This is a genomic window from Bacteroides sp. AF25-38AC (assembly GCF_003602995.1).
Taxonomy (GTDB): domain Bacteria; phylum Bacteroidota; class Bacteroidia; order Bacteroidales; family Bacteroidaceae; genus Bacteroides; species Bacteroides uniformis.
Genome location: NZ_QTMD01000056.1, coordinates 1 through 12,013 on the forward strand (window position 1 = coordinate 1; position 12,013 = coordinate 12,013).

10 protein-coding genes and 2 pseudogenes are annotated in these 12,013 nt (G+C 43.6%); 6 read left to right on the top strand and 6 right to left on the bottom strand.

What is annotated here, in order from left to right:
• Positions 1-56: 56 nt before the first annotated feature.
• The 4 genes and pseudogenes from DWY55_RS21020 to DWY55_RS21035 all read right to left on the bottom strand — a co-directional run.
• A pseudogene (locus DWY55_RS21020) lies at positions 57-374 on the bottom strand (glycosyltransferase family 2 protein); the annotation flags it as partial.
• Positions 375-379: 5 nt separating this feature from the next.
• Positions 380-1,456, bottom strand: coding sequence for a glycoside hydrolase family 99-like domain-containing protein (locus tag DWY55_RS21025; protein ID WP_005825939.1), 1,077 nt, complete (start codon positions 1,454-1,456; stop codon positions 380-382).
• A 19-nt stretch (positions 1,457-1,475) separates the two neighbouring features.
• Positions 1,476-2,486, bottom strand: a complete 1,011-nt coding sequence (locus DWY55_RS21030; RefSeq protein ID WP_005825941.1) for a glycosyltransferase family 2 protein — start codon at positions 2,484-2,486, stop codon at positions 1,476-1,478.
• Positions 2,487-2,498: 12 nt separating this feature from the next.
• The gene (locus DWY55_RS21035) at positions 2,499-3,563 is read right to left on the bottom strand and encodes a CDP-glycerol glycerophosphotransferase family protein (RefSeq protein WP_005825943.1); all 1,065 of its coding nucleotides are present in this window, start codon (positions 3,561-3,563) and stop codon (positions 2,499-2,501) included.
• A gap of 261 nt (positions 3,564-3,824) precedes the next feature.
• Here DWY55_RS21035 and DWY55_RS21040 point away from each other — a divergent pair, with 261 nt between their 5' ends.
• The 5 genes from DWY55_RS21040 to hldE all read left to right on the top strand — a co-directional run bounded on the left by DWY55_RS21040 (position 3,825) and on the right by hldE (position 8,998).
• Positions 3,825-5,639: an LTA synthase family protein gene (locus DWY55_RS21040; protein ID WP_008662055.1), complete on the top strand. Its 1,815-nt coding sequence runs from the start codon at positions 3,825-3,827 to the stop codon at positions 5,637-5,639.
• An 83-nt stretch (positions 5,640-5,722) separates the two neighbouring features.
• Positions 5,723-6,472, top strand: a complete 750-nt coding sequence (locus DWY55_RS21045) for a lipopolysaccharide kinase InaA family protein (protein ID WP_005825949.1) — start codon at positions 5,723-5,725, stop codon at positions 6,470-6,472.
• A 36-nt stretch (positions 6,473-6,508) separates the two neighbouring features.
• Complete coding sequence (gene gmhA / locus DWY55_RS21050) at positions 6,509-7,090, top strand: D-sedoheptulose 7-phosphate isomerase (protein ID WP_008662056.1); 582 nt, start codon at positions 6,509-6,511, stop codon at positions 7,088-7,090.
• Complete coding sequence (locus tag DWY55_RS21055) at positions 7,083-7,571, top strand: D-glycero-alpha-D-manno-heptose-1,7-bisphosphate 7-phosphatase (RefSeq protein ID WP_008662057.1); 489 nt, start codon at positions 7,083-7,085, stop codon at positions 7,569-7,571. The genes gmhA and DWY55_RS21055 overlap by 8 nt, the downstream gene beginning before the upstream one ends.
• Entirely contained in the window at positions 7,568-8,998 is a 1,431-nt protein-coding gene (gene hldE, locus DWY55_RS21060) for a bifunctional D-glycero-beta-D-manno-heptose-7-phosphate kinase/D-glycero-beta-D-manno-heptose 1-phosphate adenylyltransferase HldE (RefSeq protein ID WP_008662058.1), read from the top strand. The genes DWY55_RS21055 and hldE overlap by 4 nt, the downstream gene beginning before the upstream one ends.
• Here the strand turns inward: hldE and DWY55_RS21065 are convergent.
• Complete coding sequence (locus tag DWY55_RS21065; RefSeq protein WP_008662059.1) at positions 8,979-9,977, bottom strand: glycosyltransferase family 9 protein; 999 nt, start codon at positions 9,975-9,977, stop codon at positions 8,979-8,981. The two genes, hldE and DWY55_RS21065, sit on opposite strands and share 20 nt — an antisense overlap.
• Before the next feature lie 308 nt (positions 9,978-10,285).
• Here DWY55_RS21065 and DWY55_RS21070 point away from each other — a divergent pair, with 308 nt between their 5' ends.
• The gene (locus DWY55_RS21070) at positions 10,286-11,203 is read left to right on the top strand and encodes a glycosyltransferase family 2 protein (protein ID WP_005825959.1); all 918 of its coding nucleotides are present in this window, start codon (positions 10,286-10,288) and stop codon (positions 11,201-11,203) included.
• A gap of 21 nt (positions 11,204-11,224) precedes the next feature.
• On the opposite strand, the pseudogene DWY55_RS21075 reads toward DWY55_RS21070, so the two are convergent.
• Positions 11,225-11,953 (bottom strand): annotated as a pseudogene (locus DWY55_RS21075) (phosphorylcholine transferase LicD); the annotation flags it as partial.
• Positions 11,954-12,013 lie beyond the last annotated feature (60 nt).

The window sequence follows — 12,013 nt, forward strand, 5'->3', positions numbered from 1 at the left end:
AATTACCGGGACAGTCTGCCGATTGACTCATAATGACGGAATTTAACGACAGTCCCTATAATACGCTCTACCCCGTCCTGCGGCATCAAATCATCATCTGAAAAGAACCAAACAACCGGTTCTTTTGCAAGTGCTATACAACGGTCCCAATGCCCCGGCAAATCCACTCCACCCAGATTAGTATCAAAACGTCGATAGACAATATTCATTTTATCCGCATAATCAGAAACAATTTCCTTCAGATTCTGAGGACTTGCATCATCACCTATGTAAACAGTAAAACTCCGACAAGTCTGTACGACAATAGAATCCAATGTCTGTCGGAGGAAGCGGCACTTATATGCCGGAATAACAATTGCTATCTTTTCTTCCATAGAAATCATCCCTCTACAACATTCTTTTTTATCACTTCCAGATAACGTTTTCCATAATGTAAATCCGGTTCCAGATAGTTCCCTTCAGCCCATTCATTCCATGATTTTACAAATGCAAGCCGATGGTCTAAAGGCTTATTCTCAATACGCTTTATCGCTTCTTTCATATGTCGGGCAAAATAAGAAGGTTCAGCGTGATTCAAGACCAACGATTTACCACGGGAACGTGGAGAATGATCCCAGTTAGGAATAATGGTAGGTATAATATTCTCTTCATATTCTTCATCACCTACAAAGAAAGAACTGGCCTTCTTATACTCCACAACCTTAGGAATACGAAATATTTTATGTTTCCATTTCGCATATTTATAAGTCAGAGCAGCTTTCTTCTCAAAGTCAAACAAGCGTACAACATTAATAGCATCAAACCCCATTTTCATAAGTCTCTCTTTTTCTTCTTTCAAATGATAGGTTTGTCCTATGAAATAAACCCCCTTCAAGCCATTCTGCACAGCTAAAGTACGCCAGAGTTCAATGAACTCTTTCATCTCCGGATGATCCAAAGGATGATAAACCATAAACAACGGTTTCTCATCCACTGTAATATAGCGATGGTCTTTAAAAGCAGGTAATACCTCGTGGAAATGAGCTATATAATCTTGTTCTCCCGGATAAAGCTGATTTATCAAAGTATCTTTGCTCTTTATGCCGTGATAAAAGCCCCTCCATGACTCATTAGCCCAAGCCAGACAAAAAGGAAAATCCGGTTCATCAGAAGACAATACTTCATTAAACGGGCGCTCTAAGAGTCTCTTTCCATTTCCAAACCAATAATGCCAGTAACAAAAGCCTTCGATACCATATTCTTTTGCCATGTCAGCTTGCGCCTTACGTGTTTCCGGCACTCGCAAATCATAATATCCCAAATCTGCCGGCACCTTAGGCTGATAATGTCCTGGAAACAATGGACGTGCTTTTCCTACATTAGTCCATTCCGTAAAACCTTTCATCCACCATCTGTCGTTTTCTGGTATTGGATGAAATTGAGGTAGATAAAAAGCTATAACCCTTGCTTTATTCATTATTGAGATTCAATTAAAGTTATAATGTTTGGAATTTATACCGTTTAGATTTGAAGAATGTCCTCACTAAACGGTAAATACATCTATAAACCTTTAGATGACAATACATCATACGGCGCTTAAATATATGCATAACATCCAATTGCGGCCACGACACATTATCAAACTCCTGCATTCTGGCTAATACATCATTGATAACATCATCTATCAAAGAAGATTGAGGAAGCATCATCAAATGGTCAATCAAATGAATTCCCCGTTCATGTACACAATAAGGAGCTTTATCCCATATTTCTTTTTCTCGCACAAATTTCACTTGTTCATAGACAGTTTGAAAGAGCAGATATTCCTTTTCGTAATTATACAATTTACCTTGAGTAGTACTTCCTTCACGTTTCAAATAATGATATTTAGGACAGTCTTGCATAACGACTTTCTGCGTTTTATAAAATATCTGATAAGAAACTGCAATATCTTCAAAAACTCTATTTACCGGAAAATATATTCCAGCAAATAATTGACGCTTATACAACTTATCCCACATATAATTTCTTATACGCTTATCTTCTACCAATGTTCGGATAGCTTCTTCACGAGAAAAGCTGGAGAATTGCCCAGAAGAGTGCTTCACTCTGGTCTTTACGGCAGTTTCTATATAATGCGAGCAAATGGATATATCCGCCCCATTCTCTTTCAGTAAGTGATACAAGAATTCGTACATATCCGGTTCAATCCAGTCGTCGCTATCCACGAAACCAAGGAGTTCACCTTGAGCTACCGCCAAACCTCTGTTTCTGGCTGCACTCTGACCTGCATTCGTCTGGTGGATAACCTTTATCCGCCCATCCCTTTGGGCAAATAAATCACAAAGCTCTCCCGAACCATCGGAAGAGCCGTCGTCAATCAATATTATTTCCAGATTCTTATAAGTCTGCCCGCAAATGGATTGCAGGCATTTCTCCAAGTAATTCTTTACATTATAGACCGGTACAATAATACTTATCAGAGGTAGTGTCTCAGTGTTCTCCATAAGCTATGACAATTACCACAACCGCAAAGTGGCCATCAACGGATAGCCCACCCGCCATCGCAATTTAAACTTACGCACCAGATTCCAGGGCTTGGTTCTGGTCTTACCCTGAAAATACCAGATGTAGTTGTTTACGGCATCCAGTACCCGTGAAGAGGACTCACCGTCCAGATGGGCTTCATGCTTGTGCACATAAGCACGCATCCGCTCCATCAGTTCTGCCGGACGGGAAATGGCCTTTTCAATAGCTCCTTCTACAGCATCCGTCTCAGTGACATTCAGCAAATGATCCCCTGGCATGGTGTTACAATAGGTCACAACCGGCTTGTCCAACATCATCGCCTCAACAATCACAGACGAAGCATCGGACAACAACACATCTGCACTGTTTAGCAGCTTGGCATCAACAAGTCCACCCTCGTGGAAAGTAATGTTGGGACAGGAAGCGGCCAGTTCCTTGTATTTCTTGAGGACTTCCATATCCGAAAATTTCGGATGGAACGAAATAATCCAATCCCAGTTCTTCTCGCGCACCAGTCTCTTGATGGTATCAAACAGATGAGGAGCAGAAGTTATATTTTTTGTAAACGTAGAAGAGTACAAAACTACCGGACGTGCATTATGAGGAGTATGTGCACGTTCCTTCACGAAAGTATCCGCCTTGCACCAGCCAGTTTCGTATACCTTAAAGAAGCCGTATTTCCTCTCAAGCTCCTTGAAAGGAAGAGTGCTCGTTTCTCCTTGCGTGCAATAGACATCGAACCATCCGCGGACAGAAAAATGGTCGTCCTTTTCATCGCCACGCTTATTGATGGGGTAGCCATGAAAAAGGGAAACTTTCACTCCCGGGAAGAAATCATAAATATAGTTGCCCGGCGCAAACACGGCAATAGGCTGATAATCCATCACTTCCTGAACAGATTGAAGCCACCTCTCATCTTGATCCAACAGAACCGGGCAGTCTGGTTCAACAAACCATGCGACCTCATCCCCTCTACGCCTGATTTCGTCCTGAAGCGGGCGAAGTATAGGATAGGAATAGGCTACCGAAACGAAAAATAAATAATGCTTCTTCATACACTCAAAATATCACGGCAACGACACAATCGTCACCTCAAATTACCAATAGAACAATAAAATCCAGCCCTTAGTTTGTAACAGTTTTGCTTTCTTTGCTTTAAACGTCTGCAAAGTAAATACAAGAATTCTGCATATACTGCATCAATCCAGAAAAAAAAATGACTTTTATCAACTTTTCTCCAAAAGTTGCTGTTTATGAAGCTTTTTCTTCTCTAAAATATCTATCTTTGCACCCCAATATTTTAAAAATACTATTTTATGAGAAGAAATCTTTTTCATTGCTCCAACAGCCAACAAGGGGCAACAGATAAAGTGACTCTTTTGTTCGGAATCACCATTTTTTTCAAATTCCTGCTATTCGATTTCATCTGGAGCATACCCACCACATTCGCTTCATTCTCTACCATCGAATTTTATGCGACCAAAATAATAGCCACCCTCGTACTTCTCGTCCCCTATAAGTTCTTCCGGCTCTGGAAAACAGAGATAGTCATCATGCTTTTGCTGGATATACTACTGATTGTCAACCTGATGTATTTCCGCACCTACTATACTGCCATCCCACTTAACAGCTATGGACTTTCTGGAAACCTCGCCGATTTCACCGGAAGCGTTTACGACTCCTTCCGCTGGTACGACATCTTCTTCCCTCTATCTACCATTGCCAGTATCCCCCTTTATTGGCATTACAAAAGAAATACCGCCGGAAGAACATCATACAAGTATTACGGAGGAGCTTTGGGAATCGGTATTCTGCTGTTTACCATCACCACCCTGGCCAAAGGAGGATTCAAGGAAGCATACAACACCGTCCGCCAGAAAGCCTATCTGTGTGCAAGCACCACTTCCATGTATACCGTCTTCGGAAGCCTATGCTATGACCTCATCAACCAGAAGCAGGAGGCCACCCCACAGATACAGCAAGAGATAAAGGAGTGGCTGAGCCAGAAACCCGGACATCACCCTTTGGCCGGACGTATCGGAATCCGCAACAACTGCATCGTCATCCTGGCAGAATCTTTGGAAAGCTGGGTACTCGAAAGGGAAGTGGAAAGGCAAGAGATTACTCCATATCTCAACAAACTGCTGCAAGACTCCACCACCTTATACGCTCCCCACGTACTGACGCAAGTGAAAGGAGGACGTTCCATTGATGCACAGCTGTTGCTTTGCGCCGGTATGCTGCCTATCAACAGCGGCACATACAGCAGCCAATATCCTGACCACACCTACGGAACCCTGCAAAAAGCCATGCATCAGCAGAAGAACTCGCGCAACTACCTCCTGACCATTGATAAAGTATCGACCTGGAACCAAGGCGTCATAGCCTACAGTTTCGGGACCGACACCATCATTGCTTATCATGACTTTGAACTGACAGAGGCCTTTGGCACGCACAAACGTACCGGAGACGGCTCCTTCCTGGCGCAATGCCGCCAAAAAATAGAGAAGGGGGAAATCTGGAAGAAGGGGGAGAATGTTTACATGCAGCTGGTGACCTACTCCGGCCATGCTCCCTTCAAATTGCCTGAAGAATTGAAAGAGATTCATTTCTCTCCGGCCATTCCACAGAAAATGAATGACTATATGACCACTGCACGCTATACGGACAAGGCGATAGGAAAATTCGTGGAGTACTTGAAAACACTCCCACAATACGACGAGACCCTTATCGTCATCACCGGTGACCACGAAGGACTGGCTACCTACCGTGAAGAATTGTGTAACGCCCCCGGTGGCAAGGGTATCGTATCCGACAAGACATTCACCCCTTTCATCATAGTAAACTCTCCGGTAGGCATGCGTTATGATAAAGTGATGGGACAAATCGATATGTACCCCACCTTACTGAACCTGCTCCAACTGGATGATTACTACTGGAGCGGATTGGGCCAAAGCATCCTCGACCCATGCAAGAAAGGATTCGCCATCAGCCCCCAAATGGAGGTGGTAGGTGAAGAGCCCACCCCGGCAGAAGCCGAGTTCGCTAAAAAAGCATACGATATTTCCGACCAGATGATACATTTTGATTATCTTTGCTCAAAAGCGAAGATAGGCGGCACCTCAAAATAAAAAATGAACAAGTTCATTTTGTTCTGCTTTCGGTTTGCACTATCTTTGCACCGTTCAAAAGAAGTAAAATGTAAATAAAAGCAATGAAGGTACATATTCATCCGCACTATGCCGCCTACGAGAGTTATATCCGAGCCATCCCATCGGAAGAATATGAACGGGAAGAGGTTTATTGTAACCGAAGGAACACAGTCGAAAGAGTGCGGTTCGGAGACAAGGACTTCGTAATCAAGAAATACAAAAGACCTGCCCTCATAAACTGCCTCATTTACACTTGGTTCCGCAAAAGCAAAGCGCAGCGCGCCTTTGAATATGCAGAACTTTTTCTGCAACGGGGAATAGAGACCGCCCCTCCGGTAGCTTATATAGAAATCAAAAAGAATGGTTTCTTCCACACCGGATACTTTATTTCCGAATACCTCCCCTACCCGCTTGTTACGGATATGTTCGGTACGGAAATGGAGGAAGAAGAGAAAAAACGGCTAAGACATGACCTCGTAGACTTCACTCTCCAATTACATCTGAACAAGGTCTTGCCACTGGACTATAATCCCAAGAATATATTTTACCGGAAGACAAACGGCAAATATCACTTCGCCCTCATTGACATCAACCGCCTGAAGCTCGGTAAAGTACCCGGTATCAGAATGTCCATGAATGCCTTCAGCCAACTGGGTATTCCCGCCGATGACTTCATGAAAATAATACCTCTATATGCCGAGCAAAGAGGATTCGATATTGAAGAATGCATATTCTTCACTCTCTTCAGCAGACTGAAATGGAGAAAGCAAAGACAATTTAAAAATTTCGTCAAAAGCAAGCTTCATTTCTGAAATGTCGTATCTTTGTACCAACGAGATTAGAAAATTATGCAAGATTATATCACCCAGTCCATCCAAGAAGGTATCAGGCTCAAAGAAAATATCCTGAACAACCGGCAAATGCTTGCCGACATCGAAACTGTCGGCAATCTGATAGTACAAGCCCTTCGACAAGGGCACAAAGTCTTGCTTTGCGGTAACGGCGGCAGTGCAGCCGATGCCCAGCATATCGCCGCCGAACTCGTCGGACGTTTCGTGACCGAACGGGAAGGCCTGCCCGCCATCGCCATGACAACCGACACTTCCATCCTGACCGCAGTCAGCAATGATTATGGCTTCGACCGCGTCTTCGAACGGCAGACAGCAGCCTTGGGAACGAAAGGTGATATTCTGATAGGCCTTTCTACCAGCGGCAACTCTCCCAACGTAGAGCATGCCTTGCAGAAGGCACAATCTATGGGCATCACCACCATAGGGCTCCTGGGAAGGGATGGAGGAAGGTGCAAGGAACTTTGCAATTACCCGTTGATTATACAGCACGCCGAATCTGCCAGGATTCAAGAAGTGCACATTACCATCGGACATATCTTGTGCGGCATCGTTGACAATAAACTGTTCTCCCATGAATAAAGCGATTTTCCTTGATCGGGACGGTACCATCAATGTTGATTTCGGCTACGTTTACAAGACCCAAGAGCTTGAATTATTGCCCGGTGTAGCCGAAGCACTCCGCATTTTTCAGGAATTGGGTTATCTGCTGATTGTCATCACGAACCAATCCGGTATTGGACGTGGCTACTTTACACTGGAGGACGCCGAACAGTTCAACCGGGCACTCGCCCAAGAGCTGGAAAAACATGGAGTTATACTGAACGATTTCTATACTTGCCCTCACGCTCCGGAAGAACATTGCGAATGCCGTAAGCCTTCTCCTTTCATGGTGACGGAAGCGATGAAGAAGTATGACATCGACCCGTCCCAATCCTATATGTTCGGAGACAAGAAGTCGGATACGGAATGCGGCGAACGAAGCGGTGTCAAGTCTTTCCGGGTCACAGAGGAACATCCGCTTATATACTGGGCAAACCAATTAAAAAACAACCTATTATGAACGCAGAATTAAACAGTATAAAGGGAAAGAAGGTGCTTGTCATCGGAGACGTGATGCTGGATACTTACCACATAGGGGACGTGAAAAGGATTTCTCCCGAAGCCCCCGTACCAGTGGTCCGTGTCACCCGTACCTACAATGTATTGGGAGGAGCGGCCAATGTTGCAAGAAATCTGTTGGGACTGGGTTGCTCGCCGTATGTCGTCAGCCTGCTTGGCAACGACCACAACGGAAACACAATGCAGGAGATGTTCGCTGATTTGGGTATCAGAAACGAACTGTTTCATACAGAACACCCAACCATCACCAAAACCCGCGTAATAGGCAACAGCCAGCAAGTAGTACGGCTGGACTTTGAAACAGAAAATGAATGCCTGAACGAAGAGACTGAGCAGAAACTGCTGGATGCCGTGAAGCGTGCACTCCCCGAAGTGGACATTGTCGTGATTTCGGATTATGGCAAGGGAGTATGCAATGATACAGTATGCCAGCAGGTTATATCCGCCTCTGCCGGGCAAGGGAAGAAGGTCATTATAGACCCCAAAGGGACAAATTGGGAGAAATACCGTTCCGCAACCATCATCACCCCCAACCTGAAAGAGCTTTCGGCTGTTTCGGGAGTGGATGTGAGAAATGAGGATAAAGAAATCCATAGCGCAGCAGACCGGATACTGAAGGAGTATAACCTTACTTCTCTATTAGTGACACGTTCCGAAAAAGGCATGTCATACATAGCTCCCGATGCCTCGCAGGACATTCCTACCGAAGCGAGGGAAGTATATGACGTTTCAGGTGCAGGCGATACTGTCGTGGCAACTTTAGCAGCTGCGCTGGCAGCCGGTATCCCTATTGCAGATGCCATTTATCTTGCCAATAAAGCGGCCGGCATTGTAGTCGGGAAAATAGGCACCAGCCCCATTCTGTTCAAAGAGTTGCAGGACGAGCTACAAATCGGGAAACCGGCCAGCAAACTTATTCCTATTCCCCAACTTGCAGATACTATAAAACAACTGCGTGCGCAGGAGCGCAAAATCATATTCACAAACGGCTGCTTCGACATTCTGCACAAAGGACACGTGTGCTATCTGGAAAAGGCCAAAAGACTGGGGGACGTACTTATCGTAGGATTGAATTCGGACAGCTCAGTAAAACGTTTGAAAGGGGAATCGCGCCCCATCAATGATGAAAGCGCCCGCTCCACAGTCCTGGCAGCCTTGGAAGCAGTGGACTACGTAGTGATTTTTACGGAAGACACCCCGCTGAACCTCATCAGGACAGTAGCGCCGGACGTGTTGGTAAAAGGTGGCGACTATGCCATAGAAAACATTGTAGGCAGGGAGTACGCCCAAGAAACAGTAACTATCCCCTTCGTAGACGGTTATTCCACTACAAAGACGATAGGCGCCATCAACCAAGAGAAGCAATAATCTTTTCAGCGACTTGTTGGGGGGTAATATCCACCATACACTTCTGATAAACAGCTAGCCTGCATTTACCCCGTCCGTCTTTGGTGCACGGACGGCAAGGCAGGGCTGTTTCGAGTATTTCCACCGTAGGTCCCGTAGGGAAACCGAAGGCCGTAGGTCCCATCAAGGCAAAAGCAGGAACACGGAACAAATCAGCGGCATGCATAAAACCCGTATCAGCGCTGATTACCAGATTGGAACGCAACACTATGTAAGAAGATTCCATCAATGAGGTTTGTCCCGCAAGGTTAACTACCCGTTCCGGTGCAGCACTTCTGATTTCCTCACAGAAAGTATCCTTCGGACCAGCCAGAATAACAAATTTATACTCAGGAAGAAGGGCAACCAATTCTTTCCAATAGGAAACGGGCCAGCGTTTCATTTCCCAGTTGGCAGACGGCACCAGCGTAATCATATCTTTGGTTACAAAGTTCTCATACTTGCTACGTATTTCATCCGGGAAATGCCAGTCGTGATAGTTGTCCGGAAAATGCGTAATTCCCCATTTCTTCAATGGTTTCTGAAAAGACACCATCCCCCTGAAAGGCTTGTCGAAATGATTGATTCCCAGTTTAAACAACAAAAAGCGTTTGCCTCTCTCTTTGCTCCGCAAAGCAACGTAAGGTTTCACAAAAGGCAATGGAGATACTATCAGCTTCAATATGTTGGAACGGATATTACTATGAGCGTCATAAATGTAGTCGAAATGCTCTTTTCTCAAATCAGCCGCCATTTTCAACAACCCGGCAAGTCCGGTCTCCTTGTCAAACGCCCAGATTTTATCAATCCTGCCATCCATCGACAAGGTCCCCACCATATCTTTCCGGGTAATCCAATGAATTTCCACATCTGCAAACCGTTCACGTATTCCACCGATAATTCCCATACACTGGATAATATCCCCTATCGAACTGAAACGGATAATTAAGAATTTGGTCATAACAAATTTATTAGAATTGCTGATTCGGCACAAAAGTAATAACTTAATTCAAGTTTCGCAAATAGCGATATAGGCTAATCATACAATATAGAACATCAGCCTACACAAAACACAAACATAAAAATTCAATCCAAGTCCAAACTATTGTCTACAAGAAATCTAGAGGTATTATATATCACTCATAAAACAGTATATTTCACACCAATATTGTTTTTGCATATTATAAAATATAAATGTTTTCAAGTAATTATAATCAAAAACTCCATTTATATAAATATCTTTGTACTTATTTTCTCAATTAGCAAAAGATGACAGCTATAAAATCTCAAAACAGATTATTTTCAATCGTTATACCTACATGGAATAACCTTGCTTTCCTAAAACTATGCATACAAAGTATCCAAAGAAACTCTTACTACAATCACCAAATCATTGTACACGTAAACGATGGAAGTGACGGAACCTTAGAGTGGATAAAAAAAGCAGGTATTGATTACACACATTCTGAGCAGAATATCGGAGTATGTTTTGCTATGAATATGATGCGCACTAAAGTCAAAACTGATTATATTCTATTTTTGAATGATGATATGTATGTACTCCCTTTTTGGGACAAGGTTCTCTATGACGAAATAGAAAAACTGTCTGACAATTATTTCTTTCTTTCAGCTACATCAATACAACCACATACACAAAGCGCATCAACCATCTTAGCCAATTATGGAGACAGTATCGAAACTTTTCAAGAAGATAAATTACTGAAAGAATACATGAACTACAAAATAAACGACTGGATGGGAGCTACCATTCCTCCCAATATCGTACACCGGGACATTTGGGATTTAGTAGGCGGTTATAGTATAGAATACTCACCCGGAATGTACAGCGACCCAGATTTCACCGCAAAATTATATATGTGTGGAGTCAGATTCATGAAAGGGCTACAAGCCAGTCGCATCTATCATTTTGAAACAAAATCAACTACCCGCATACGCAAGAATTGTGGTCAAATGCAATTTCTATTAAAATGGGGCATGACTTCATCCACATTCCGCAAAGTTTTCACTTACAAAGGAAAAGATTTCAAATCCCAAAAGATAGGAACTTTCAAAACAGGAAATAGATTCAAAATAAGCCTAATACGCGGCCGCCTAAAAGCCATATTTTATTTATTAACCAAAGATTTCGGTCCCTTATGGAAATTTTGGAAAAAAACATTTGTCTAACATTTCCCTAAAAGAGCAAAATTATAAAATAGAATTGGAACTTTCTTGTGAAGAATAGGGCTTATCCAAATCCAAATAGTGGAAATTATGCTGTCTCTGCCCGCTTTGTTTCGGTATAACCATGTAGTCTCCATATTTTCGGGTCAGATAGGCGTCATAATCTTGTACTCCCCACACTGTTTCGCCCTCAAACGAAACGGGAGTCGGAGCTCCCAGCTCTGCCTTGGGCATAATACCGCGCATACCGTCGTCATAATCACAGACTAAAGAAGACTTGTCAAAGTCATAGGTGGTCATCACATTTCTGATACTCCTCTGTACGCCGGCAGTAGTAAAAAGTCTCCGGCACAGCAGCGGCAACCATGAGCCGGGACCTTTTCCATGTTTATAAGGGTCGCGGTAGATAAAATAGAGCACCCGCTTGTAAAATTCATACCGGGCAAAATGAATCCTCTGTTTCAGGTTGCTTTGCGGTACACCGTCCAATGGAAATACGTCCAAGTAGATACCTCCCAAGTATTTCAAATGCATACGCTCGATAAGAGTCGTATCCGCATCTTGTATCTTGGCAAAAGGTAATGGATAATTCGGATCATTTTCTGCGCAGACAGCCTCATAAGGCTTGGGAAGCCATTCCTTGGAATGAGACATCAACAAATCATAATCAGCCCTCGGCATACCGATATCCAAATCATCGTCCCAAGGGATAAATCCCTTATGACGGACTGCACCAAGCATAGTACCGGCCATTCACTACTGTCCAAAGAAATTTTCCCATAGGTTCAGTTGATCTGAATCGGCATCATTCAT